The organism is Streptomyces sp. NPDC006372, assembly GCF_040612515.1.
Taxonomy (GTDB): Bacteria; Actinomycetota; Actinomycetes; order Streptomycetales; family Streptomycetaceae; genus Streptomyces.
Window position 1 is genome coordinate 22,244 of record NZ_JBEXQJ010000029.1, and the last position, 24,295, is coordinate 46,538.

The following is a 24,295-nucleotide window of genomic DNA, read 5'->3' on the forward strand; positions in this document are numbered from 1 at the left end:
TGCGTCAACAAACGGCGCGAGCCTACTACCGACCCACAGGGAACTCGAAGACCGGTCCGGAAGCTGAACTTCCGAGCCACCCACGAGGCATGGTGAGTTGTCCGGGCATTATGGGAGTTGTCTCCCCGAAACCGATGGTCGATGCACGGACCGACCCTGCGATGCGTCTGGTTGGTTGGCTGAAATTTTTCGGTCTCCGGGAATCTTCATGGCGGGTTGTTCGTCCTTCACTACGGGAAATGGGGGCGGAATCGGCCACAGGAGCCGCATCCCGCAACTGGGCGGCGTAAAGCAACGCAAGCCGGGCAGCCACTGGGGAACACGGGTCTTCGGATGCGGGCGAGCGGTCTGCTGGCGGTGGGGAGTGACACAGTGATGGGCACGGCGGAACGGCGCAGGACGTCCGAGGCTGGTGAGGCGCATGCGACGGCACATCGGTTCATCGAAGCGAGTGATCGCGACATTCCTGCCGGCGAGGCGGCGGTCCACCGGCCACTGTGGGTCGAGGAGCCCGCGCGGCGGCGCCGGTTGCCGGATCCGGTACGGAGGGCGGCCGTTCGCGCGGTCCTGCTCATCGCTCTGACGCTGCTCCAGGCCATGGTGGCGTTCCTGTGCACGATGGCCGGGTCCTGGCTGGCGTTCCCCATGGTGATCAGCAGTGTGGTCAGCACGATCGTGGCCACCTGGGGAGCGCTCGACGTGTGGGTGACGCGTCAGGTCTGGTCCCAGCGTCACGGCGTGGTGTCGATGCCGAGCAGCACAGCACGGGCGCTGCGCCGCGAGCGACGCCGGTCCCGGCGGCAGGCGCGTGCCGCTGAGCGGGCGCAGGAGCGAATACGCCGACGGGGCGGAGCCGGGCAGCTGTCCCACCCGTGAGCCAGGACTGAACCGGGTCAGGGTTCCGCCTCTGGCGCAACACCCGTCCCACACCACAGGGTTGGGCCATGAGTGGAACCGCGCAACCCGCAGACCAGCACGGCCAGGACGACGCCGAGCTCACAGAGTTCGGCTACAGACCCGAACTGAAACGCACCCTCGGCAACTTCCACACCTTCGCCGCCGGGATCAGCTACATCTCGATCCTGACCGGCACCTTCCAGCTGTTCTACTTCGGCTACGGCAGCGGCGGCCCCGCCTACTGGTGGTCATGGCCCATGGTCTTCGTCGGCCAGTTCATGGTCGCCCTGTGCTTCGCGGAGCTCGCGGCCCGGTATCCCGTCGCGGGATCCGTCTACAACTGGTCGAAGAAGATCGGCAATCCGCACCTGGGCTGGCTGGCCGGCTGGATGATGCTGATCGCATCGATCGTGTCCATATCCGCGGTGGCGCTGGCCTACCAGCTGACGTTGCCGCAGATCTCGTCGTTCTTCCAGTTCGTGGGGGACGGCACGGGTACGTACGACGTGGCGACCAACGCGGTCGTCCTGGCCGCGGTGCTGATCCTGTTCACCACGCTGGTGAACGCCTTCGGTGTGAAGCTGATGGCCACCATCAACACGGCGGGCGTCTTCATCGAGTTGATCGCCACCGTCGTGCTCATCGTCCTGTTCGCGGTCCATGTCACGCGCGGCCCGCAGGTCGTCACGGAGACGCACGGCACCGGCGCGGCATACGGCAACGGGTACCTGGGCGCTTTCCTGGTGGCCTCGCTGGCCTCCGCCTACGTCATGTACGGCTTCGACACGGCGGCCTCGCTCGGCGAGGAGTCCCTGGACCCGACGCGGAACGCGCCACGCGCGATCATCCGGGCCATCGTCGCCTCGTTCGTTCTCGGCGGCCTGATCCTGCTTCTCGCCCTGATGAGCGTGTCCAGCCTGAAGGGCGAGAAGCTGTCCACGGACGGCCTGCAGTACATCGTGCTGGACGTGCTCGGGCCGACGGCCGGCAAGGCGATGCTGTGGTGCGTGCTGATCGCGGTGACGGTGTGCGCGCTGGCGGTCCACACGGCGGCGGTCCGGCTGGCGTTCGCGATGGCCCGCGACAACAATCTGCCCGCCTCCTCACGGCTGGCCAGGTGCCATCCGCGGTTCCAGACGCCGGTGCTGCCGACCGTGATCATCGGGGTCCTCGCGCTGGCGATCCTGGTGGTCAACATCCGTCAGCCGCAGATCTTCACCGTGGTCACCAGCATCGGCATCATCATGATCTACCTCGCCTATCTGGGGGTCACGGTGCCGATGCTGGTGGCCCGGCTGCGCGGCAGGTGGCAGCCCGCGGGCGGGGGCCGGTTCTCGCTGGGCCGCTGGGGGCTTCCGGTCAACATCGTGGCCGTGCTGTGGGGCGGGGCCATGACGCTGAACCTGATCTGGCCGCGGGCAGCGGTCTACAACGCCACGGCCCCCTACCACTGGTACCTGCGCTGGGGCGCGGTGCTGTTCGTCGCCGTCATCGCCGGCGGCGGCTTCGCGTACTACTGGTTCGTCCAGCGGCACAGGACCGGCGTGCTCGCCGAGCACCGTTCGGATGCCGCCGAACCGCCGCTCGCCGCGCGTGAGGACGCCTGACCTCACCCGTGCCGCTGGGCGGGCTCACTGCGGACGCTTGAACATCCTGGTCGCTGTGATCTCGCTGTGCACCGCCTCTCCCGTCTGGGGCTGCTGCGGCAGGCCCGGGCGGAGGTGTTCCTCGACGCTGATGTACTTGAGGCCCGCCCTCAGGTCGGCGTCGTTGCGCATGCGGATGACGAGGGGGAACTCCGCCAGCGCGGTGGTGTCGAACAGGCCGGTGGTGTACAGGAGCTGGACACCCAGGGCGTCCGACACCGCGCGCTGGAGTTCCAGCAGATAGGTGGCGTTGGCGCGGCCGATGGGGTTGTCGAGGAAGAGCGTGCCGGCGTGCCGGTGCTTGTCGCGGCCCCGGTCGTTGCTCCGCAGCGCGGCCATCGTGCAGTACAGGGCGATGGCCGCGGTGAGGAGCTGGCCGCCGGAGAAGACGTCGCCCATCTGCCCCACGGGGACGCGCTCGGCGCGCAGCACCGCGTCGGGCTTGAGGATCTCGACGGCGACGCCCTTGGGCTGCAGGGCCGCGGCGACGCCCCGCAGCAGCAGGGACATGCCGTCGCGCCGCAGGTCGGAGTTCTTCTTGACGGCGGCACGGGTCGCCTCGTCGATGACCTCGCCGAGCCGCTCGGTGAGCGTGACCTGGTCGGGCTCCTCGAAGCGGATGCGCAGGAACTCCTGCCCCGACCACTCCCCGAGGCCCTCCGGGAGCCGGGAGAGCCGCTGGGCGGAGCGCAGGGTGGCCAGGGCCGACTCGACGAGGCCGCGCAGGCGGTCCACGATCGAGTCGCGGTTGCGCTCCAGCTGCTCCAGTTCGTCCGTCAGGACGCGGAGCCGGGGCGCGAAGGCGTCGGCCCACTTCTGCGCGTGCTCGGGCAGTGCGGAGGCGGGCAGTTCGCGGATCTGCTGCCGTGCCGGGGTGCGGACCTGCTCGTAGCGCGTGGAGTTGGCGTGCCGGACGAGGATGTCGCTGGCCTCGCGGACGGCTGCCTCGGCGGCGGACAGGTCGGCGGCGCAGCCGCGCAGCGAGCGGCGGGCCTCGGCGGCCGACTGCCGGGCCTCCTCCGGGCTGCCGGGGTACGGCTCGGGCTGCTCCTGCTCCTCGTCCGCGACGTGCTCGCGCAGCAGGTCGCGGAGCATGGCCGCGATCTCGTCGAAGCCGCTCGCCGCGTCCTCGGCGGCGCGGTGGGCGGCGAGGAGTTCGGCGTGCGCGTCCCGTGCCTGGTTCAGCGCCTCGGTGTGTGAGGCGAGTTCGGCCGTGGCGGTGCGCAGCAGGGTCTGCGCGTGCTCGGCGTCTCGGGGCCGCAGGTCCTCCGGGAGTTCGGTGTGCGTGTCACCGTCCTCCGGCGCGTGCCGTTCGGCCTCACCGCGCAGTCGCCCGAGCTGCTCGCTCGCGTTCGACATACGGGTCTCCAGGAGCTGGACCAGCTCTTCGGCGCGGGCGGCGGCGGCCTGGCGGCTGGGGCCGTCGGAGCCGTCGGGGGATTCGAGGAGCTGCTCGGCGCGCGTACGGACCTTGTTGCTCAGCCGGTCCAGCTCCGCGCGGGCCGCGCTCTCGTCGCTCTCCGCGCGGGCCTGCTCGGCCCTCAGGTCCGCGCCCACACCGACCTTCTCGTACACCTGGGACGCGGCCCGGTAGGCCTCGCGCAGGGCGGGCAGGGAGGCCTTGGGGGTCTTGGCGTCGTCCTCGGGCACGTCGTCGGGAGCGCCCGCGATCTCGGACCGCTCGGCGCGCAGCGCGCGGGCGGTGCGGCGGGCGTCGTCGGCGGCACGCTGGGCGGCTCGTCTGTCCTCGTCGGCGGCCCGGGCGCGCTCCAGGCAGGCCTGGGCGGCGGCCTCGGACTCGGCGGCCTCGTCGGCCAGTTCGCGCACCTTGACCTGCCAGCCGGCCCGCTCGCGCAGCCGGAAGGCGAGCCCGGCGAGAGCGTCCGCGGAGCGGCGGGCCTTCTGGGCGGCCTCCTGCCGCTCGTCCCGGACCCGCGCGGCCTCGGCGGCGACCTCGTCGGCCTCCGCCCGCGCGGTGCGCGCCTCGGTCAGCTCGGCCTCCGACTCCTCGGCGAACACGCGGGTGTCGTGGGCCGCCCGGCCCAGTTCCGCGAGCCGGCCGGCCGGGCAGCCGGTGCGCCAGGAGGCGAGCCGGGCGGCCAGCTCCCGGTCCTTGCCGAGCCGTGCGGCGAGCGCGCGGATCTCCTCGTCCCGCTCGGTCGCCCGGGCGCGCAGCGTCTGGCGCTCCTCGTCGGCGGCGTGCTCGTCGTGCATGGCCGGGTTCGGCGGCACGAGGAACACGTCGCCGCTGTCACTGTCCGGAGCGGGGGCCGGGGCGAGCAGGGCGGCCGCCGTGCCGACCGCCACGGCGGAACGCGGCAGCAGCGCCGCGTCGCCCAGCGCTTCCCGGGCGCGTGCGTGGGAGTCCGGGTCGGTGATGATCACGCCGTCGACGAGTTCGGGCCGGGCGGCCAGCACGCGGGCGTGGTCGGCCGGGTCGACGGCCTGGGCGAGGTAGCGCCAGCCGGGCAGCGCGGGGATGCCGTGCTCACCGAGGAACTCGACGGTGGCCAGCACGTCCGGGCCGGGCGGCAGCAGCCCGCCGTCGCCGAGCGCGCCGAGGATCCGGGAGTCGTCGGCGGCGGCCGTACGCAGGTCGAACAGCTGCCGTTCGGCGGAGCCGACGGCGTCGTCGAGCAGGTCGCGCAGGTCGTCGGCGAAGCGGTCGAGTTCCTCGGGGCTGAGCCCCTGCTCGTCGGGAGCGGGCGGGCCGGACGGCTCGTGGTCCGTGCCGTGGCGGGGCTGCGGGATGCCCGGGCGGGTTTCCGGCGTCAGGCTGAGCAGTTCCGCCAGCCGCTCCTCCCCCGCCAGTGTTTCGGCGGTGCGCCGCTCGGCCTGGTACGACCGCTCGGCCGCCGTCGCCGCGTCCGCCGCACGGGCGGCGGTCAGTTCGGCGCGGGTCTCGGTGGCGGCGGCTTCCCGTGCGTGCTCGGTGGCCCGGCGGGACGCCTCGCGGGCCGAGTCCCAGGCCGCGACGGCGGTCTTCTCGGCGTCGCTGGCGGCGAGCGCCGCGCGGGCCGGGTCGGCGTCCGGCGCGCTGTCGTCGAGCCAGCCGGCCCGTACCGCCTCGGCGGTCTCCTGCTCGACCTCGGCGAGGCGCTGCTTGAGGTGCCCGACCTCACTGCGGGCGCGCTGGGCCTGGGTGGCGGCGGCGGTGGAGTCGCCGTAGGCCGCGTCGCTGACCTCCTGGAGGGCGGCGGAGCGCTCCTCCTCCTCGTTGGCGTGGTTCTCGGCGTTCTCCGCGGCCGCGTGCAGGGCACGGACGAGGTCGACGGCGGCCTGGGACCGGGCGGCCAGTGCGGGGGCCGCGTCCCGCTCCGCCTCCTGGATTGCGGCGGACACGCGGGCGACGCGGTCGGCGGCGGCACGGTGACGCAGGACGGCCTCGGCGGCCTGCCAGGCCGAGTACAGCGTGCGGGCGTCGGCGAGTTCGCGCTTCTGCGCGGCGGCGGACTTCTCGGCGGCGGCGAGGGCCAGCGAGGCGTGCCGGTAGGCGAGTTCGGCGGAGATCAGGGCGCTGCGCTCGCGTGCCGCCTCGGCGTGCGTGACGGCGTACGCGGCGGCGGTGACCCGCTGGGCCAGGTCGGCGGCCCTGGCGCGCTCCTGGACGCCGCGCGCGGACAGCCTGCGCGCCAGGGTCCGGGTACGGCGCTCGGCACCGGTGTGGATGTCACGCGCGCGGGTGCGGGCCTCGGCGGCCTCGACGATCCGTCCGAGCAGGTCCACGGACCCGGCGGTGAAGTCGCGTTCGGCGATCAGTTCGGCGCGCCGGCCCAGCTTGTTGCCGAAGCCGCTGACCAGGTCGGCGAGTCCGTCGGTGTCCCGCGTGTCGGTGACGGCGCGCAGCAGCAGGTCGGTGAAGTCGGCGTCCTTCTTGACCGCGAAGAGACCGGCGGCCTCACCCTCGTCGGCGTTCATCTCCCGCTGGTAGCGGAAGAGTTCGGGGTCGAGGCCGAGGTCGCCGAGGTGCTCGATCCAGCGGTCGTGGATCTCCTCCCAGTGCACCTCCAGGTGGGGGTACGTCTTGCCTGCCTCGGTGAGGGCGTCGCGGAAGCCCTTCATGGTGCGGCGCCGCCCGCGCGCGCCCGACTGTCCCTCGACCGGGGCCCGTACGGCCGTGGCCTCGGCCACGGGGAGGTTGTCGAGGCTCAGTCCGGGCCCGGGCCGGAAGGAGTACCAGGCCTCGGCGAACTTCCGCGGGTCGTTGGAGACCTGCCGCCCGCGCCACTCGCTCACCTTGCCGACGACCACGCACTCGCCGGTCTGCACGTGCTGCCACTCCAGCGCCACGTGGCCGCAGTCGTCGGCGAGCAGGAACTTGCGCAGCACGCCGGAGCTCGCGCCGCCGAGCGTGTTCCGGTGTCCCGGCAGCATCACGGAGAAGATCAGCTTGAGCAGCACCGACTTGCCGCCGCCGTTCTCCAGGAAGAGCACGCCCGCGGGCGCGGGCCGGCGCGGCGGGCCGACGGGCTCCTCCTCGAAGAACTCCGCCTGCATGGGGGCGGGGTCGGGCACGGGCTCGCCCACCCCGCGCATATCAAGCACGGTGTCGGCGTAGCGCGCACCGGCGGGCCCGATGGAGTAGAGGCGGACCCGGGACAGCTCGTACATGGCGGACTCTCGTGAGGCTTCTCAGACAAAGGGATGGTTCAGGAGGAGTGGAACGGCAGCCCGGCGTCGGCGACCAGATCCAGGTCGTCGCTCTCCTCGGCGGGCAACAGCGTCGGCGTTCCGTCGGTGACCGCGACGACGCCCAGCTCCAGCAGCTCGGCCATGGCGGCGCCGCCGGCCATGTCCCGTACCTGGAGCTGGTACCGGGCGGTCGTGCGGTACGTGCCGCCGTTGTCGTCGCCGGTGCGCTGGAGGAATCCGGAGTCGGTGAGGAAGGCGACGGCCTTGGCGACGATGCCGGTGGTGGAACCAGCGAGCCGGCGCGCGTCCTTGGTCGCGCCCGTCGAGCTGCGCCGCACCCAGATCCGCCAGGCGGCCTCCAGGCCGGGCGCGCCGGTCGCGGGGTCGGTGTTCTCGCCCTGTTCCTCGGCGCGCTCCTCCAGGCGGCGGCACGCCTGGCGTACGAAGGCGTCGACGCCGTTGACCGTGACGCGGCCGATGTAGCCGTCGTCGGCGAGGTCCTCGGGGCGGGGGAATGCCATGGCGGCAACGGCGAGGTGGGCGAGCCCGTGGAGGAACCGGTCACCGCCGTCGGCGGACGTGCGACGCGCGTAGTCGCCCATGCGGACGGCGAAGACGGAGTCCTCGGCGGCGGTCACGGCCATGCCGGCGCGCGGGGACACCTCCAGCACGATCAGCCCCAGTCCGGTGGCCACGGCGTCGGCGAGCCGCGCGAACGGCGGGTCCTCTCGGTAGCGCCGCAGCAGGTCGGCGTACTCCTGGTCGCGGGCGGGCTGCAGCTTGGGCTGCAGGCCGAAGGAGACGAGCCGCGCCGCGTCGGCGGCGTCGGCGGGAGTGACGGCGGCGGTGGCCGCAGGGGCCGGGCCCTCCGGCTCACTCCACTCGACGTGCTCGCTCACGACTTGGACTCCTTGACCTTGTAGACGAGGTTGCGGGCAGCGCCCTCAGGGGCGCGGGGCACTTCGCGGCCGGCCACGACGGGGTCGCAGCCGCCCATCGGCGGAAGCATCAGGCGGCCTCCGTCCTGTCCGCCGCCATCCCCGCCGCGTCCAGCAGTGCCGTCCCGACGATGAGGTCGGCCCCGCCGAACTCCGGATCGTCGAGCTCGGTCCCGTCGTCCACGGCGAACAGCAGTTTCTGCTCGCCCTGGCGATAGGCCGTGCCGACCGGCGGACTGGCCGCGTGCACCGCCAGCAACGCCACCAGGTAGGGCAGTTCGGGATCCTGGCGGCGGGCGTCCGCGAGCAGTCCCGACAACCGCCGCGGGGCGTCCGCCGGCAGGTCGAGCAGCTCCTGCGCCGCCGCCATCTGCTCCTCGCTGAACCGGCTGTCGTCGGGCGTGGCGATGAGGTCCGGTTCGGGCATCTCCGCGCCCAGGTGCTCCCGCTCCACGGGGGGCGTGAGCAGGAGGTCGACGAGGTCCCCGACCCGGACGGACACCGGTGTGCGCAGACCGGTGCCACACCCGAAGAAGGCGTCCGTGACGCGGACGGCCTGCTCGAGCGGCAGTGGCAGGACGGGGGCGACGAGATGGCCGTACAGGTCGATCCCCGAGGTGGTCGTCGGAGTGGCGAAGGCCTGCCGGTCCTGCTCGGCGCGGAACAGCGGCCCGGCCTCGAGCAGCCGGGACTGCAACTGGGTGTGCCGGCGGATGCAGTCCTTGACGATGTCGACGAGTTCGGCGGCGCGGCGCTTCTGCTCGGGGTCCTCGGACTCGTCGCGGGCCTTGCGGATGTTGGTGAGGATCGCGTTCTCGTGGCGGTAGCGGTCGGCGACGTGCTCCAGCGCCTCGGCGATCATGTCGGGCACGGTGCTGAGCCAGTCCACCGCGCGCACGTTGCGCCGGGTCGCGTCCAGGGCCCGGCGCAGGGTCTCCGAGTACTGCACGGTGCGGTAGCGGGCCTGTTCGGCGGCGAGCTGGGCGTCGGCGAGCCGGCCGCGGCTGATCAGCACCTCCAGCTTGACCTCGGCGGCGATCTGCGCGCTGGTGACATCCGTGTCGAGGGCTCCGACGAGGACGTTGACCGCTTCGTCCGTCGTACGGAGGTAGACCGTGCCGCCCGGGCCGGGGACCTCCTCGATCAGCTTGAAGTCGTAGTCGCGGCGCACATAGGTGCCGTCCGCCCCGAAGGTGCCGTACACCGCGCGGAAGCCGCGGTCGACGCTGCCGACGTTGATCAGGTTCTCCAGGACCCAGCGGGCCACCCGCTCGTGCTCGGGGGCGGGCCGCTGCGGTGCCTGGGCGGCGATGCGCGGGACGAGGCGGGCGACGATCTGGTCGTGGTCCGCGCCCGTGTCGAAGTCCATGTTCAGGGTGACCAGGTCGATGGCCGCGAGGGCGACCTCCGCCATGCCGTACACCGAGTACTCGCCGGCGAGGTTGGCCTTGCGCACGTCGAGGTCGTGCAGCGGCGCGGTGCAGGCGAGCGCGCGCAGGCGCCGCGCCAGGCCCTCGTCGGCGGCCGGCCCCGGCGCGGGGCGCGGCCCCGCGCTGAGCTGGGGCGGAACGCTGTCCGTCGATGCAGGCGAAGTCACGGTGCACAGACTAGGTCCTGGGTCTGACAACCACCCAAACGACGCGGTACGCCCCTCTGAGCCGCGGTCCTCAGCCGTCCTCGCCGACCCGGCGCCGGTAGACCTCCACGACCCGCTTCAGCGAGTCGTCGAGGTACCCCGCGAGCAGGCTCTCGGCCTTCTCACGGTTCCCCGCCTCAAGAGCCTGGAGAATCGCGACATTTCGCGCAATGTACGGCTCGTGCAACCGCTGCGGCTCGTCCACGACATGGAAGGCGAGGCGCAGTTCGGCGAAGACGCTCCGCATCAACTCGTCCGTGCGCTCGCTCGCGGCCAGGGCGACCAGTTCCCGGTGGAAGTGGATGTTGGCCGTGCCCACACCCTTCCAGTCGCCTTCCCGGGCCGCCTGCCGCCCCTCGGCGACCGCGCCGGCGAGCCCGTCGAGACCGTACGGCGCCTCGCCGAGACCGCGGACCACGGCACACTCGACGAGCCGCCGGGTGCGGTAGATGTCCTCGACGTCCTCCACGGTGAGGACCCGGACGAAGACGCCCCGGTTCAGCTCGTGGACGAGCAGGCGTTCGTGCGTGAGCAGCCGGAACGCCTCGCGCAGCGTGTTGCGGGAGACGCCGAGCGCGCCCCCGATGCTGTCCTCCGACAGGCGGGTGCCGGGCGGGAAGTAGCCCTCGGCGATCCGGCTCCTGAGGATGTCCGAGACCCGTTCGGCGGTGCTGGTGCGCCCCAGGAGAGCCCGGTCGTCGGCGAGGTCCTTCAGCTGCTCTGCCATGCCGGAATTCAATCGCAGATCACAAGAAGAACCAACATGGGTATTGAGGAATCGTTGAACAATCCTCTACGGTGCTGGGCACGGCTCGCCCCCAGAGCCGGTACGGCTCATCCCCACAGCCGCTACGGCTCGGTCCCCAGAGCACCCACGGCTCAGCCAGAAGCACCCTCCGTCCTCCCTCTGCGAGGTGCCCATGAGCACGACCCCTCCACCACAGGCCCTGACCGATGACACGCGCCCCTCGGCGGACGAACGCACCGCCGATGACGGCGCGTTCGGCTGGCTGCGCGCCCTGGGCCCACGCGGCCGCCGCGCGTTCGCCGGTGCCTTCGGCGGCTATGCCCTGGACTCGTACGACTACTTCACGCTGCCGCTGAGCATGGTGGCGCTGTCGGCGTACTTCGGCCTGAACAGCGGCCAGACCGGTCTCTTCACGACGGTCACCCTGGTGGTCTCCGCGATCGGCGGCGCCCTCGCGGGCGTCCTCGCGGACCGCATCGGCCGTGTGAAGGCGCTGATGCTCACGGTGGTCACGTACGCGGTCTTCACCGTCGCCTGCGGCTTCGCACCCAACTACGAGACCCTGCTGGTCTTCCGCGCCCTCCAGGGGCTCGGTTTCGGCGGCGAGTGGGCGGTCGGCGCGATCCTGGTCGCCGAGTACGCGAGCGCCAGGAACCGGGGGCGCACGCTCGGCGCGATCCAGAGCTCCTGGGCCGTGGGCTGGGGCCTGGCCGTGATCGTCTACACGATGGTCTTCTCGCTGGCCGGCGACGATCTGGCCTGGCGCATCATGTTCTGGACCGGCGCGCTGCCCGCGCTGCTCGTCATCTGGCTGCGGCGCAGTGTGCACGACGCGCCCGAGGCCGCCGCAGCTCGCGAACAGAGCGCGGAGAAGGGCTCCTTCACCGCCATCTTCAAGCCCGGCCTGCTGCGCATCACCCTCTTCGCGGGACTGCTCTCGACCGGCGTCCAGGGCGGCTACTACACGCTGGCCACCTGGGTGCCGACCTACCTGAAGTCCGAGCGCGACCTGTCGGTCGTCGGCACCGGCGGCTATCTGACGTTCCTGATATCGGGCGCCTTCCTCGGCTACCTGACCGGCGGCTACCTCACGGACAAGCTGGGCCGGCGGCGCAACATCTGGCTCTTCGCGCTGCTCTCGGCGATCTGCATCCTGGCGTACGCGAACATCCCGAGCGGCGCCAACACCCTGCTCCTGGTGCTCGGATTCCCGCTCGGGTTCTGCATGTCGGCGATCTTCAGCGGCTTCGGCTCCTACCTGAGCGAGCTGTACCCGACGGCGGTGCGCGGCACGGGGCAGGGCTTCACGTACAACACCGGGCGCGCGGTGGGCGCCGTGTTCCCGACGATGGTCGGTTTCCTGGCCGACAGCTGGGGTGTGGGCGGTGCGCTCGTCTTCGGCGCGATCGGCTACGGCCTCGCGGCGCTGGCGCTGCTCGGGCTGCCGGAGACGCGCGGGAAGGAGCTCGTGTGAACCCCGTGAGCACCGGGACCGAGGACCGTCCCGTGGTCCTGGCCGACGAGAACGCGCACGCGTGGCGCCCGGAAGAGGCCCGCGCCCGCTTCCGGGAGGGGCTGACGGGCCCCACGGCCGGAGTCGCGGCCGGCCACACCCAGGTCAACCTGATCTCGGTGCCCGCCGACTGGGCCTACGACATGCTGCTGTTCTGCCAGCGCAACCCCAAGCCGTGCCCGGTCCTCGACGTGACGGACGCCGGATCGTGGACCACCGTGCTCGCCGAGGGCGCGGATCTGCGTACCGACCTGCCGCGCTACCGGGTGTGGCGGGACGGTGAGCTGGTGGACGAGCCGACGGATGTGCGCGCCCACTGGCGGGACGATCTGGTGTCGTTCCTGATCGGGTGCAGCTTCACCTTCGAGTGGGCGCTGAGCGAGGCGGGCGTGCCCATCCGCCACGTCGAGCAGGGCCGGAACGTCTCGATGTACGTGACGAGCCGGCAGTGCCGTCCGGCGGGGCGGCTGCACGGGCCGCTGGTGGTGTCCATGCGGCCGGTGCCGCCCGGGCATCTGGCGCCGGCGATCCGGGAGAGCAGCCTCATGCCTGCGGTGCACGGCAGCCCCGTGCACTGCGGCGATCCCGCCGGGCTGGGCATCGACGACCTCGGCCGGCCCGACTTCGGCGATCCGGTGGACGCCGAGCCCGACGACATCCCGGTGTTCTGGGCGTGCGGAGTGACTCCGCAGGCGGCCGTGATGGCCTCGCGTCCGCCGTTCGCCCTCACCCACGCCCCGGGGCAGATGTTCCTCACCGACGCCCGCGACGAGCAGTACCGCGTGGCCTGACAGGAGACCGACAAGGTGATGACCTCGATCGACCTGAACGCCGACCTGGGCGAGGGCTTCGGCCGCTGGCGCCTCACCGACGACGAACGGCTGCTGTCCGTGGTCACCAGCGCCAACGTGGCGTGCGGCTTCCACGCCGGGGACGCGGCCACCATGCGCCGGGTGTGCGAGCTGGCGGCCGAGCGCGGCGTGCGGATCGGCGCCCAGGTGTCCTACCGGGACCTCGCCGGGTTCGGGCGGCGCGCGATGGACGTGCCGCCCGCCGAACTGGCGGCCGAAGTGGCCTACCAGATCGGCGCCCTGGAGGTCTTCGCCCGCGCGGCGGGCTCCCGGGTGGCCTATGTCAAACCGCACGGCGCGCTCTACAACCGGGTCGTGCGCGACGAGGAGCAGGCCGCCGCGGTCGTCGACGGCGTGCTCCTCGCGGACGCCGCGCTGCCCGTGCTCGGCCTCCCCGGCTCGCGCCTGCTGGAGCTGGCCGGCAAGGCCGGACTGCCGGTCGTCACCGAGGCGTTCGCCGACCGGGCGTACACCGACGCGGGGACGCTCGTGCCGCGCACTGCGGAGGGCGCCGTGGTCACCGACCCGGACACGGTGGTCGAGCGGTCCTTGAGCCTGGCCGGCTTGGGCGAGGTCGTCTCCCACTCGGGGACACGGATCGAGGTACGGGCGCGTTCCCTGTGCCTGCACGGCGACACACCCGGCGCGGTGGAACTGGCGCGCCGGGTGCGGGAGCGGCTGGAGGCGTCGGGGGTCCGGGTGGAGGCCTTCGTATGAAGGTCCTGCCGGTCGGCGCGGACGCCCTGCTCGTCGAGGTCGCCTCGGACGACGAGGCCCAGGCGCTCCACGCCGAGTTGCTGCGGCGCCGCGCGGAGGGCTCGCTGTCGGCCCGAGAGATCGTCCCCGCGGCCCGCACGGTCCTCCTCGACGGCCTCGACGCCCCGGCCCGGCTGGCCGCCGAACTGACCGCGGCCGAACTGCCGCCCGCTCCCCCACGCGCGCGTGAGGTGGTCGAGATCCCGGTGCGCTACGACGGCCCGGACCTGGCCGACGTCGCCGCGCTCTGGGGTGTGCCGGAGGGGGAGGTCGTCCGTATCCACGCGGAGACGGAGTTCCGGGTCGCCTTCTGCGGCTTCGCGCCGGGCTTCGGCTACCTCACCGGCCTGCCGTCGCGCTACGACGTCCCGCGCCGGGCCACCCCGCGCACGGCCGTCCCGGCCGGCTCGGTGGCGCTGGCGGGCCCGTACACGGGCGTCTACCCACGCTCGTCGCCGGGCGGCTGGCAGCTGATCGGCACGACGGACGCCGTCCTGTGGGACCACGCGCGCGTGCCCGCCGCACTGCTCTCGCCGGGCATGTGCGTGCGGTTCGTCCCGGCCCGGCCAGGGGGGCACTCATGACGGACCACGCGCTGGCCGTCGTACGGGCCGGAGCCCTGACCACCGTTCAGGACCTCGGCCGCCCCGGGCACGCCCACCTCGGCGTGCCCCGCTCCGGAGCGCTGGACCGGCCGACGGCGGACCTCGCCAACCGGCTCGCCGGCAATCCCCCCGGGGCGGCGGTGCTGGAGACGACCCTCAACGGCTGTGCCGTGCGCCCCCGCTCGACGGTCACGGTGGCCGTGACAGGCGCTCCCTGCCGGGTCGCGGTGGACGGCCGGGCGGTCCCCTGGGGCGCGCCGGTGCGGGTGCCGGCCGGTGCGCTGCTGGACGTCGGCCCCGCCGTCTCCGGGGTGCGCTCCTACGTGGGCGTCTGCGGCGGCATCGCTGTCGAGCCGGTACTCGGCAGCCGCTCGACGGACCTGCTGTCGGGGCTCGGCCCCGCCCCGCTCACGGACGGCACGGTGCTGCCCCTGGGCCGGCCGACGGGCGTGCACGCGCGCGTGGACGTGGCCCCGCAGCCGGCGCCGCCGGCCGAACTGGTCCTGCGGGTGACGCTCGGCCCGCGCGACGACTGGTTCACGCCGGGAGCCGTGCGGACCTTCGTCTCGCGCGCCTACCGGGTCTCCCCCGCGAGCAACCGCATCGGGCTGCGTACGGAGGGCCCCGCCCTGGAGCGGGCCCGGCCCGGGGAACTCCACAGCGAGGGCATGGTGCTGGGCGCGGTCCAGGTCCCGCCCGACGGCAGGCCGGTGGTGTTCCTGGCCGACCACCCGACCACCGGGGGCTACCCGGTGATCGCGGTGGTGCACGCCGCCGACCTTCCGGCCGCCGCCCAGGCGGTTCCCGGCACACCGGTCCGCTTCGTGGCGGTGCGCCGCCGCTGAACCGGCCGCTCCGGTCGAGCTGTTCCGCACCCGCGGAGCCGGTCAGGCCGCGTCCGGCTGCTCCGCCACCGACAGGGCCGCCAGCGCGGCCGACACCGCCGTCGAGGCCCGCAGATCGAGTCGGGCGCTGGTCCCCCGGGCGCGGTGCCGGAGCTCGTCGGCGGCGAGGGTCAGGAGCTGGGGCAGCAGGTCGGTGCACCGGCGTGCCACCCAGCCGGCGCCAGCGGTGGCCAGCCACCACAGGCTCGCCGACCTCGTCGGGACGGGGAACTCCGGCTCGGGCGAGGGTGCCGGCCCCGTCGCGAGGCCGTGCTCGGTGAGCAGCCGGTGGAATCGCAGGGCCAGTTGCCGGTGTCCGCGCTCTCCGGGGTGCAGCCGGTCCGCGCTCCACAGGGCACGGTCGGTGATCCAGTCGCCCTCGCACGCGTGCAGGTGCAGGGCTCCGTACCGGTCGGACAGCGCGTGGACCACCGCGTTCACGGCCCGCTGCCGCCGCGCCAGCGGATGGGCCAGGGCCGCCGGCAGGCCGAGCATCGTGCCCGGGTCGGGCAGGCACGCGGTGAGCACGACCGCGCCCTGCTCGGTGAACGCCGCGTACACCTGGTCGAGCCGGGTGGCGACGGCCTGGATGTCGAAGGTGCAGCGCAGGGTGTCGTTGACACCGACGACGACGGACACGAGGTCGGGCCGCAGCGCCAGCCCGGCGGGCAGCTGCCGCTCCAGCACGTCCCGGGTCTGCGCCCCGCTCACGGCGAGGTTGGTGAACCGGACGGGTTCTGTGGCGATCCCCTCGGCGAGCAGCGCGGCCCAGCCGCGCCACCCGTCCCCGAGCGGGTCCCCCACGCCCTCGGTCAGCGAGTCGCCGAGGGCCACGAACCGCGGCGGCCCCGCGGTGTCAGAAGGCCCCTCGAACCGCGGCCGTCTCATGCCACGCCCCCGGGCACGTACGGACGTACGGGGACGGCCGCGTCGTGGGCGGCGAGGAACGCGTCGACCGCCGCGTTCCACCCGAAGCACGCCGCACGCCCGCGTGCGGTGTCGCGCCGGTCCGCTTCCGGGCGTTCCAGCAGCACGTCCACGGCGTCCGCGAAGGCCTCCCCGTGGTCGGCCGCGACGGCTCCGGCGGAGCCGATCACCTCCGGCAGCGCGGACGACGCGCTCGCGACGACGGGCGTGCCGCACGCCATGGCCTCCAGCGCGGCGAGCCCGAAGGTCTCGGCGGGCCCCGGTGCCAGGGCAACATCGGCGGACGCCTGGAGCGCGCCGAGCAGACCGCGGTCGGAGACGTGGCCCAGGAAGCTGACCGGCAGCCCGCTCTCGCGCGCCCGTTGTTCGAGCCGGGCGCGCAGCGGTCCGTCCCCGGCCACCACCAGCACCGCTCGCCGCCCCCGCCGCCGCAGCGCCTCCAGGGCGTCGAGCGCCGTGCCGGGCCGCTTCTCGACGGACAGCCGTGAGCACAGCACCAGCAGCGTCTCGTCCACGTGCGCGTGCCGCGCCCGCAGCTCCGGATCACGCAGCGACGGGTGCCGCTGCACCAGGTCGACGCCCAGCGGGGCCCGGACGACGTTGCGCGCCCCGATGCGCACGAACTCCCGCTCGGCGAACTCGGTGGTGCACACCACGCGCGCGTAGGTGTGGGCCGTCCGGACGTTGAGGGCGTCGGCGGTGCGCCGGGCGGCCCCCTCGGGCAGGCCCCAGGTGCGCAGGACGCCGTCGGCGGTCTCGTGGGAGACCATCACGGCCGGGACCCGGGCGCGCCGCGCCCACTTGCCGGTCCACCTGAGGGTCGTGCGGTCGGACACCTCCAGGCGGTCCGGCGCGAGCTCCTCCAGCAGCCGGGCCACCCGCCGCTTGTCGGCGAGCACGCGGTAACCGCCGGTGCCGGGCAGCAGCGGTCCGGGGAGGGTGATCACCCGCCCCTGTTCGGTCTGGCGGTCACCGAGACGCTCGCCGGGGACCACGAGGACGGGCTCGTGCCCCGCCGCCTTGTAGCCTTTGCCGAGTTCGCGCAGGGCGGTGCGCAGACCGCCGGAGGCGGGCGCGACGAAGTTCGCCAGCCGGACGATCCGCAGCGACCGGCTGTTCCGGTTGCCCTGGTTCATGCCGCCACCGCCGTCCGGCGCCCGGCGAGCACGTTCGCGTAGTGCCCGATCAGCCGGTCCCCCACGGCGGCCCAGGTGCGGCCCTCCACCGTGGCCCGCCCGGCGGCGCCGAAGGCGGCCCGCAGCCCGGGGTCCGCCGCCAGGGCCCGCACCGCGACGCGTACGGCGGAGGCGTCGCGCGGCGGTACGAGCAGCCCGGTGTGTCCGTGGGCGACCAGGTCCAGCGGTCCGCCGGCGGCGGGCGCCACGACGGGCAGGCCACTGGCCATGGCCTCCTGCACCGTCTGGCAGAAGGTCTCGAAGGGGCCCGTGTGCGCGAAGACGTCCAGCGAGGCGAAGACGCGGGCGAGATCGTCACCGGTGCGCCGGCCGAGGAAGACCGCGCCGGGCAGGGCGTGCTCCAGGCCGGGCCGGCTCGGGCCGTCGCCGACGATCACGACGCGGACGCCGTCCAGGCCGCAGACACCGGCGAGGAGTTCGACCTGCTTCTCGGGGGCGAGCCGGCCGACGTAGCCGACGATCAGTTCGCCGTTCGGGGCGAGTTCCCGCCGCAACGCCTCGTCGCGGCGGTCGGGCCGGAACCGTGCGGTGTCCACGCCACGCGGCCACAGCTCGACCCGCGGCACACCGTGCGTCTCCAGGTCGCGCAGGGCGGCGGTGGACGGGGCGAGGGTCAGGTCGGCCGCGCCGTGGACGGAGCGGATGCGCCGCCAGGCCGCGGCCTCCCCGGCGCCCATGTACGTACGGGCGTATCCGGCCAGGTCGGTCTGGTAGACGGCGACGGCGGGGATGCCGAGGCGGGCGGCGGCGGCCATGCCGCGCACCCCGAGGACGAAGGGGCTGGCGAGGTGGACGACGTCGGCACGGTGCTCGACGAGGGTGGCGGCCAGACGCCGACTGGGGAGGGCGACGCGGACCTGGGGGTAGCCGGGGAGCGGGAGGGAGGGGACGTGGACGACGGGGCACGGCGCGGAAGCGTCGGGCTTGTGCCCCGGAGCGGGGGCCGGGGCGACGACGACGGGGGCGTGACCGCGATCGACGAGGTGCCGGGCGGTCTGGAGCGCGCAGTGGGCCACGCCGTTCACGTCGGGGGGAAAGGATTCGGTCACGATGACGACACGCATACCGGTGTTGTCGCCGTGCTGGACGTGGCCGCGTCAACGTGGATCTTTCCGGACGAGGAACGTCCTATGAGCGTTCTGAGGTGCACCCGCGCAGGTCAGGCGGTGTCCATGCCCTCCTGACCCGCGAGTCACCCCTCGTTCACCCGGGCGGCCTGATTCCGCCCCGCCGATCCGGCGCGGAGGGGGTCACACAGCGGTCTCCTCAGGGCCGATCCTGCTGCGTACGGCCGTCTGGACCTCGGCTTCCTCGGCCGGGTCCGCGGCGAGCCGGCGCAGTCGCTCGACGACGCGGGCGTCTCCGGTCTCGGCGTGCCGGGCGGCGAGTTCGCGGGTGGTCTCCTCGCAGTCCCACAGGCACTCGACGGCGAATCCGGTGGCGAAGGAGGGGTCGGTGGCGGCGAGGGCGCGGGCGGCCCGGCCGCGCAGATGGGATGAGGCGGTCTCGCGGTAGACGTGCCGGAGCACGGGTGCGGCGCAGGCGATGCCGAGCCGTCCGGTGCCGTCGACGAGGGTCCACAGCGTCGGCGCGTCGGGTCCTTCACCCCGCACGGCCTCACGCAGGGCCGTGAGGACCAGGTCGCGGTCCCGCGCGCCGCCCCGGCAGGCGAGGACGCGTCCCGCGGCGGCGCCCAGCGGGTCGGGCCGCCGGGCCCAGCCGCGCGCCCGGTCCACGGCGGCGAGCGAGCGCATGCGTTCGAAGGCGTCGACGGCGGCGTCCACGACGACCGTCGAGCCGGTGGCCACGGCGCCCTCGATCAGGTCGAGGGCGCCGGGATCGGCGCCGTCGGCGAGGTAGCGCAGCGCAGTGCACCGGGCGCCGTCGCCGCCGTCCTTCGCGGCCTGGACGATCTCGGCCCGGTCCTCGGGCCCCGCCACCGCGGTGAGACAGCGGGCGGCCGGGACATGGAGTGCGGCGCCCCGGTCGAGGCCCTGTTGGGCCCATTCGAAGACGGCCTGCACGCTCCATCCCGGGCGGGGGCCCGTCGGCCGCATCTGCCGCTGCCAGCGGTCGAACGAACCCGCCTCGTGGGCGGCACGCACGCGCGTGGCGACGGATTCGCGCGGGTCCTCGGCCCACAGCCGCCACGGCCGGGGCTCGAAGGCGTCCCGGACGGCGGCGGCCAGCTCGGCCTCGCCCTCCGGATCGGCCGGGAACCGCGCGAGGACGGGCGCGGCGAGGGCGCGCAGGCCCGCGTCGTCGTCCCGGAGGGCGAGTTCGTCGAGGGCCCAGGCCCAGTTGGAGCCGTGGGCGGCGTATCTGCGCAGTAGTTCGAGCGCGTCCCGCCTGCCGTAGGAGGCGAGGTGCCCGAGGACGGCGAGGGCGAGCCCGGTGCGTGACTCGTCGCTGTCGAGGACGTCCTCGGCGCCGAAGAGATGGGCCTCGACCGCGTCCAGATCGCCGTTGAGGTCGAGGTAGAGGCGGGCGTAGTAGAGGGAGCGGTTCTCCACCTGCCAGTCGTGGCGGGGATCGCGCAGCACACAGTGGTTCAACGCCGCGAGCGCCTCGGCGCGCGGGGCGGTGAGCGCGTGCAGCGTGCCGTCGCCGCGGCCCCGCTGAAGCAGGCCGAGCAGCGTACCGCTGGGCGCTATGACCGGATCGAACATGGGAAACAGCCTCACATCAAGCGTCGACGCAACCGGGGACGTGTACTACCTGGCCGCGTGACAACACGTCGGGGCGCCCGCCGTTTCCTGCTTGCTGTAGACCATCTTCCTCTGCCTCTCGTCGGTGGCCCTTGCGGACCGCGTCACGGTCCGCGCGGTGCGGCAACACCTGCCCAACCATCACGTCCGTGAACCACGTCGTCATGATGACTCGGCACTTCCGTCTACCGCGACCGAAATTTCGGCGGCCCTTTACCGCCTCCCCCGTTTTCGTTGTCGTTCCAGGTCAGACCGTTCGGCTCAGCGATCGCCGAACAGTTCGAGCAATTCCGTCCGGCCGAACATCCGGGCGGTGTCGACGGCCGAGGGCGTGCCGGCGGCCGGATCGGCGCCGCCCTCCACGAGAGCCTTGACCACGTCCGTCTCACCCTTGAAGACCGCCCCCGCGAGCGGGGTCTGGCCCCGGTCGTTCACCCGGTCGGCCTCCGCGCCGCGGGCGAGCAGGGCGCGCACCGCGTCGGAGTGGCCGTGGTAGGCGGCGAGCATCACGAGCGAGTCGCCGCGGTCGTTGGTGAGGTTGGCCGGAACGCCCGCGTCGACGTACGCCACGAGCGCCTCGGTCTGTCCCCGCCGGGCCAGATCGAAGATCTTGGTCGCCAGCTCCACGACCTCGGGGTCGGGGACTTCGGTCATCGGCCGGACCGCCTCTCCTGGGCTTCACGTCGGGTGCGTACGCCCGCGCGTGACGCAGCCGTACGAGTGAATCGCCAGGGTACTGGCTCGCGCGGCACATGACCCGATGTGCCCGAGGTAAAGATCATCACAGGACCGGCGAACACCACGACCCGGTGCAACCGGGCCAGGGGCCACTCCGTCAACCGAGGGGAAATGGTCCGAATTTAACCCAGTTGCACCTTTTATCGTATGGATACATCCTGTGAGCCTGGAAGTACTCATGGTGACTGTCCCCGCGAACCAGGAGAACCCACATGATTCTCTCCATCTCAGGCGTGGTCCTGCTCGGCATCGTCGTCTTCATCTTCTTCCGCAAGGACGGCCTCAAGGCGTCACACGCCGTGGTCACGATGCTCTTCGGCTTCTATCTGGCCAGTACGGCCATCGCCCCGAGCATCAAGGCGGGCGGCGAGAGCCTGGCGAGCCTCCTGGGAGGAATCAAGTTCTGACGACCCCGCTCCCCGTACGCACCCCGCCCGTACGTACTCACTGGAGGCAGCAGTGGCCCGGCGCCCCCTCCCCCGCATTCTGAGCAACGGCAGCGCACAGCTCGCCCGGAGCCGGGAGCTGGCCCGGACGGCCGCCGACAGCGCCACCGACGTCCTCCACCCGCTGATCACGATCACGCGGGGGCTGCGCCGGCTGGCAGCGGCCGGGCGGCGCAGATGGGCCGAGACCCCCACGGAGAAGCGGGGGGCGCTGCTGTTCCTCATGGCCTCCGTGATCCTGGTCGTGGCGCTGGCTCCGTACGGACCGCTGCTGGCCGCCATCACCCTGATGGCGGCGGCGGCCTGGCAGGGCCGGGACCGTGCCGCATCGGCACCCGAGGGACCCGACGAGTCGCAGGCCCAGCGCCTGGCGTCGCTGTACGAGGCACTCGTGCCCTACTTCTCCACCGCCGAGGACCCCGAGCCGCTCTACGCGCACGGCGGCGCGTGGGACAAGGTCTTCCCCACCTACGGCTTCGACGGCGGCAGCCGGATCTCACACCTGGTGGTGCGGTACCCGGCGTACTTCGCCGACGGGGAGGCAGAGGCCCGCGCCAAGATCGAGCACCTCCTGGCCGCCAAGTCCGGCCGTGGCCGCGAATACCACTTCACGTGGGACGAGGAAGGCAACGAGTTGACGGTCGACGTGCTCCCGCCGCTCGCCGTCGATATCGTCGCCCAGCGTTTCGTCACCGCCCCCGGCGAGATCGTCCTCGGCTTCACCGACCTGACCCGGGTCCGGCGCACACTCCCCGTGACCTGCGGCGAACGGCAACGGGACGTACCCCCGGTCGTCTGGCGCACGGGCCTGCGCTCCACGGAGCCCCATCTGCTCGCCCTCGGCCAGCCGGGCAGCGGTACGTCCTCCCTGCTGCGGTCCCTCGCTCTGCAGGCCCTCCGGCACGGCGACGTGGTGATCGTCGACGGCGGCGGCACCGGCGAGTACGCCTGCCTGACCGGGCGGGACGGCGTCCTGGCCGTCGAGTGCGGGCTCGCCGGGGTCATGGCGAGCCTGGAGTGGGCCGCGCACGAGACCGAGCGGCGCCTCATCGCCGCCAACCGTGCCCACCAGGCGGGGCACCCGCCGCCGGACGACACCAGGCGTCCGCTCTGGATCCTCCTGGACCGTCCGACGGCGTTCACCCATCTGGCGGCGGCGGACGACCGCAAGGACCCCCAGTCCCTCCTCCAGGTCCCCCTGCGGCACGGCCGCCCGGTGAACGTGACGGTGGTGGTGGCCGACCAGCTGGACTGCATGGAGATGCTCAGCGAACCGGTGCGGCACCACACCCGTGCCCGCGTCGTCCTCGGTCCGGCGACGGCCGAGCAGCTCGAGTCCGTCCTGGGCGCGCCCCCGCACACCACGCCCGTCGACGAGGTCCCACCCGGCCGCGGCTACGCCCGCCTGGGCGCGGGCCCGGTCCACCGCCTCCAGGTCCCGGCCACTCCGCACCCGTACGACGACGCGACGACCGAAGCCCACCGCCAGGCGGTAGTGGACCTCCTGCCGCCCCGCACGACACCGGCGGACGGAGAGACGGTGCCGGAGCCGACGGCAGCCGAGCCGGAGCCGGAGCCGGTCCCGGAGCTGACGGAAGCCGAGCCGGTCCCGGTACTGACGAAGCCGACCACCGCCGAGCGCTAGAAGCCGCAACCGCCGAGCACTAGGCGACGAACGTACGCGGCGCCTCCGTACCGCTGACCCCACCGGACTCCACGATCCTCGCCGCCGCGGCCAACCGCGCGGCGGCCTCCTCGGCCACCGCTCCCCCCACGGTGAACGGCAACCGCACGTACCCCTCGAAGGCCCCGTCCACCCCGAACCGCGGCCCGGACGGCACCCGGACCCCGACCCGCTCCCCCGCCTCCGCGAGCCGCGACCCGGAAAGTCCCCCGGTCCGCACCCACAGCGTCAGCCCGCCGCGCGGCACCTCGAACTCCCACCCGGGCAGCTCCCGGCGCACCGCCTCCACCAGTTCGTCCCGGTTCTGCCGCGCCTGCTCCCGCCGCGCCGCCACGGCCCGCTCCCAACCGCCCGTCCCGAACAGCCAGTTGACGGCCAGCTGCTCCAGCACAGGAGTACCGAGATCCGCGTAGGCCCGCGCGGCGACCAGGCTGCGGACCACGTCCGGCGCGGCCCGTACCCACCCGATGCGCATCCCGGCCCAGAACGCCTTGCTGGCCGACCCCACCGTGATCACCGTGGACCCGGCCGGGTCGAACGCGCACACCGGCCTCGGCATCCGCACGTCCGGATCCAGCCACAGCTCGCTCATCGTCTCGTCGGCGATCAGCACGGTCCCCGCGGACCGTGCCGCGTCCACCAGCCGGCGCCGCTGGTCGTCGTCGGCGAGTGCCCCGGTCGGGTTGTGGAAGTCGGCGACGACGTAGGCGAGGCGTGGCGCGGCATCGCGCAGCACCTGCCGCCAGCGGTCCATGTCCCACCCGGTGAGCCCCTCGGCCATGGCCACGGGCACGAGCCGGGCTCCGGCCTCCCGCATGAGCTGGAGGATGTTGGCGTACGAGGGCGACTCGACGGCGACGCGCTCGCCCCGTCCGGCGAAGAGATGGCAGATCGCGTCTATGGCGCCCATCGCCCCGGTGGTGACCATGATCTGCTCGGGCATCGTCGGGATCCCGCGCGCGGTGTACCGCTCGGCGATCATCGACCGCAGCGCGGGCAGCCCGGCGGGATAGTCACCGTGCGTGTGCGCGTAGGGCGGCAGTTCCTCCAGGGCGCCCTGCACGGCCCGGGTCAGCCACGGTTCGGGCGCGGGCAGCGCGGCACAGCCGAGGTCGATCAGCGAGCCGAGGGCCTCCGGAGGCAGCGGCTCCAGCCCCCTCGCCGGCAGGGGGTTCCCGGCCGGCACCGCGGTCCAGCTCCCGGCGCCCCGCCGCGACTCCAGGAAGCCCTCGCTGCGCAGTGCCTCGTACGCGGCGGCGACCGTGGTACGGCTCACGGACAGGGACAGGGCGAGTTCCCGTTCGGCGGGCAGCCGGGCGGCCACCGGGACGCGGCCTTCGAGCACCAGCAGCCGGATGCCGTCCGCGAGCGCGCGATAGGCGGGCGGCCGGCGGGTGCCGGGCCCTGCCGGGCGGTCCTGCTGGGAGTTGAGCAGCCGGGCGAGCTGCGCCGCACCCACGGCCGAGGTCCACTGCGCCATCGGAATCAGT

General features: G+C 73.5%; 19 protein-coding genes. 9 read left to right on the forward strand and 10 right to left on the reverse strand.

Annotated elements, in window-relative coordinates; translation table 11 throughout:
• Positions 1–375: 375 nt before the first annotated feature.
• Positions 376–876 carry a hypothetical protein gene (locus ABZ016_RS31980; RefSeq protein WP_356920182.1) on the forward strand — a complete coding sequence of 167 codons (501 nt, stop codon included), beginning with the start codon at positions 376–378 and terminating at the stop codon, positions 874–876.
• 68 nt (positions 877–944) lie between these two features.
• Positions 945–2,504 carry an amino acid permease gene (locus tag ABZ016_RS31985; RefSeq protein ID WP_356920183.1) on the forward strand — a complete coding sequence of 520 codons (1,560 nt, stop codon included), beginning with the start codon at positions 945–947 and terminating at the stop codon, positions 2,502–2,504.
• Positions 2,505–2,528: 24 nt separating this feature from the next.
• On the opposite strand, the gene ABZ016_RS31990 is transcribed toward ABZ016_RS31985, so the two are convergent.
• From ABZ016_RS31990 to ABZ016_RS32005, 4 genes are all read right to left on the reverse strand, one after another.
• Entirely contained in the window at positions 2,529–7,154 is a 4,626-nt protein-coding gene (locus ABZ016_RS31990; RefSeq protein ID WP_356920184.1) for a hypothetical protein, read from the reverse strand.
• A 38-nt stretch (positions 7,155–7,192) separates the two neighbouring features.
• Complete coding sequence (locus tag ABZ016_RS31995) at positions 7,193–8,074, reverse strand: hypothetical protein (protein WP_356920185.1); 882 nt, start codon at positions 8,072–8,074, stop codon at positions 7,193–7,195.
• A 109-nt stretch (positions 8,075–8,183) separates the two neighbouring features.
• Entirely contained in the window at positions 8,184–9,710 is a 1,527-nt protein-coding gene (locus ABZ016_RS32000) for a hypothetical protein (RefSeq protein ID WP_356920186.1), read from the reverse strand.
• A 70-nt stretch (positions 9,711–9,780) separates the two neighbouring features.
• The gene (locus ABZ016_RS32005) at positions 9,781–10,476 is read right to left on the reverse strand and encodes a GntR family transcriptional regulator (RefSeq protein ID WP_356920187.1); all 696 of its coding nucleotides are present in this window, start codon (positions 10,474–10,476) and stop codon (positions 9,781–9,783) included.
• A gap of 193 nt (positions 10,477–10,669) precedes the next feature.
• Between ABZ016_RS32005 and ABZ016_RS32010 the strand changes: the two genes are divergently transcribed.
• The 5 genes from ABZ016_RS32010 to ABZ016_RS32030 are packed head-to-tail and all read left to right on the forward strand — an operon-like array spanning position 10,670 to position 15,067.
• A complete protein-coding gene (locus ABZ016_RS32010; protein ID WP_356920188.1) occupies positions 10,670–11,971 on the forward strand; it encodes an MFS transporter in 1,302 nt (433 codons plus the stop codon).
• A gap of 5 nt (positions 11,972–11,976) precedes the next feature.
• Positions 11,977–12,801, forward strand: coding sequence for a putative hydro-lyase (locus ABZ016_RS32015; RefSeq protein ID WP_356920251.1), 825 nt, complete (start codon positions 11,977–11,979; stop codon positions 12,799–12,801).
• An 18-nt stretch (positions 12,802–12,819) separates the two neighbouring features.
• The gene (locus ABZ016_RS32020) at positions 12,820–13,578 is read left to right on the forward strand and encodes a 5-oxoprolinase subunit PxpA (protein WP_356920189.1); all 759 of its coding nucleotides are present in this window, start codon (positions 12,820–12,822) and stop codon (positions 13,576–13,578) included.
• On the forward strand, positions 13,575–14,201 hold the full coding sequence (gene pxpB, locus ABZ016_RS32025; RefSeq protein WP_356920190.1) for a 5-oxoprolinase subunit PxpB: 627 nt from the start codon (positions 13,575–13,577) through the stop codon (positions 14,199–14,201). The genes ABZ016_RS32020 and pxpB overlap by 4 nt, the downstream gene beginning before the upstream one ends.
• Complete coding sequence (locus ABZ016_RS32030; RefSeq protein WP_356920191.1) at positions 14,198–15,067, forward strand: biotin-dependent carboxyltransferase family protein; 870 nt, start codon at positions 14,198–14,200, stop codon at positions 15,065–15,067. Before pxpB ends, ABZ016_RS32030 begins: the two co-directional genes overlap by 4 nt.
• 42 nt (positions 15,068–15,109) lie before the next feature.
• Here ABZ016_RS32030 and ABZ016_RS32035 read toward each other — a convergent pair whose 3' ends face one another.
• The 5 genes from ABZ016_RS32035 to ABZ016_RS32055 all read right to left on the reverse strand — a co-directional run bounded on the left by ABZ016_RS32035 (position 15,110) and on the right by ABZ016_RS32055 (position 20,591).
• The gene (locus ABZ016_RS32035) at positions 15,110–15,994 is read right to left on the reverse strand and encodes an SGNH/GDSL hydrolase family protein (RefSeq protein ID WP_356920192.1); all 885 of its coding nucleotides are present in this window, start codon (positions 15,992–15,994) and stop codon (positions 15,110–15,112) included.
• A complete protein-coding gene (locus ABZ016_RS32040; protein ID WP_356920193.1) occupies positions 15,991–17,169 on the reverse strand; it encodes a glycosyltransferase in 1,179 nt (392 codons plus the stop codon). The genes ABZ016_RS32035 and ABZ016_RS32040 overlap by 4 nt, the downstream gene beginning before the upstream one ends.
• Complete coding sequence (locus ABZ016_RS32045) at positions 17,166–18,293, reverse strand: glycosyltransferase family 1 protein (protein ID WP_356920194.1); 1,128 nt, start codon at positions 18,291–18,293, stop codon at positions 17,166–17,168. Before ABZ016_RS32045 ends, ABZ016_RS32040 begins: the two co-directional genes overlap by 4 nt.
• A 186-nt stretch (positions 18,294–18,479) precedes the next feature.
• Entirely contained in the window at positions 18,480–19,898 is a 1,419-nt protein-coding gene (locus tag ABZ016_RS32050; protein ID WP_356920195.1) for a HEAT repeat domain-containing protein, read from the reverse strand.
• A 300-nt stretch (positions 19,899–20,198) separates the two neighbouring features.
• On the reverse strand, positions 20,199–20,591 hold the full coding sequence (locus ABZ016_RS32055; protein ID WP_356920196.1) for an ankyrin repeat domain-containing protein: 393 nt from the start codon (positions 20,589–20,591) through the stop codon (positions 20,199–20,201).
• A gap of 296 nt (positions 20,592–20,887) precedes the next feature.
• On the opposite strand from ABZ016_RS32055, the gene ABZ016_RS32060 reads away from it, so the two are divergent.
• Complete coding sequence (locus ABZ016_RS32060) at positions 20,888–21,082, forward strand: hypothetical protein (protein ID WP_003988891.1); 195 nt, start codon at positions 20,888–20,890, stop codon at positions 21,080–21,082.
• A 52-nt stretch (positions 21,083–21,134) separates the two neighbouring features.
• Entirely contained in the window at positions 21,135–22,766 is a 1,632-nt protein-coding gene (locus ABZ016_RS32065) for a hypothetical protein (protein ID WP_356920197.1), read from the forward strand.
• A 19-nt stretch (positions 22,767–22,785) separates the two neighbouring features.
• On the opposite strand, the gene ABZ016_RS32070 is transcribed toward ABZ016_RS32065, so the two are convergent.
• Positions 22,786–24,285: a PLP-dependent aminotransferase family protein gene (locus tag ABZ016_RS32070; protein WP_356920198.1), complete on the reverse strand. Its 1,500-nt coding sequence runs from the start codon at positions 24,283–24,285 to the stop codon at positions 22,786–22,788.
• Between the last annotated feature and the right edge of the window lie 10 nt (positions 24,286–24,295).

Bases quoted from the DNA above. Each gene is read 5' to 3' on its own strand.
- ABZ016_RS32040 (WP_356920193.1), bottom strand. From the start codon at position 17,169: ATGAACCAGGGCAACCGGAACAGCCGGTCGCTGCGGATCGTCCGGCTG.
- ABZ016_RS32055 (WP_356920196.1), bottom strand. From the start codon at position 20,591: ATGACCGAAGTCCCCGACCCCGAGGTCGTGGAGCTGGCGACCAAGATC.
- ABZ016_RS32020 (WP_356920189.1), top strand. From the start codon at position 12,820: ATGACCTCGATCGACCTGAACGCCGACCTGGGCGAGGGCTTCGGCCGC.
- pxpB (WP_356920190.1), top strand. From the start codon at position 13,575: ATGAAGGTCCTGCCGGTCGGCGCGGACGCCCTGCTCGTCGAGGTCGCC.
- ABZ016_RS32035 (WP_356920192.1), bottom strand. From the start codon at position 15,994: ATGAGACGGCCGCGGTTCGAGGGGCCTTCTGACACCGCGGGGCCGCCG.
- ABZ016_RS32045 (WP_356920194.1), bottom strand. From the start codon at position 18,293: ATGCGTGTCGTCATCGTGACCGAATCCTTTCCCCCCGACGTGAACGGC.
- ABZ016_RS32030 (WP_356920191.1), top strand. From the start codon at position 14,198: ATGACGGACCACGCGCTGGCCGTCGTACGGGCCGGAGCCCTGACCACC.
- ABZ016_RS32070 (WP_356920198.1), bottom strand. From the start codon at position 24,285: ATGGCGCAGTGGACCTCGGCCGTGGGTGCGGCGCAGCTCGCCCGGCTG.
- ABZ016_RS31990 (WP_356920184.1), bottom strand. From the start codon at position 7,154: ATGTACGAGCTGTCCCGGGTCCGCCTCTACTCCATCGGGCCCGCCGGT.
- ABZ016_RS32005 (WP_356920187.1), bottom strand. From the start codon at position 10,476: ATGGCAGAGCAGCTGAAGGACCTCGCCGACGACCGGGCTCTCCTGGGG.
- ABZ016_RS31985 (WP_356920183.1), top strand. From the start codon at position 945: ATGAGTGGAACCGCGCAACCCGCAGACCAGCACGGCCAGGACGACGCC.
- ABZ016_RS32060 (WP_003988891.1), top strand. From the start codon at position 20,888: ATGATTCTCTCCATCTCAGGCGTGGTCCTGCTCGGCATCGTCGTCTTC.
- ABZ016_RS31980 (WP_356920182.1), top strand. From the start codon at position 376: ATGGGCACGGCGGAACGGCGCAGGACGTCCGAGGCTGGTGAGGCGCAT.
- ABZ016_RS32050 (WP_356920195.1), bottom strand. From the start codon at position 19,898: ATGTTCGATCCGGTCATAGCGCCCAGCGGTACGCTGCTCGGCCTGCTT.
- ABZ016_RS32010 (WP_356920188.1), top strand. From the start codon at position 10,670: ATGAGCACGACCCCTCCACCACAGGCCCTGACCGATGACACGCGCCCC.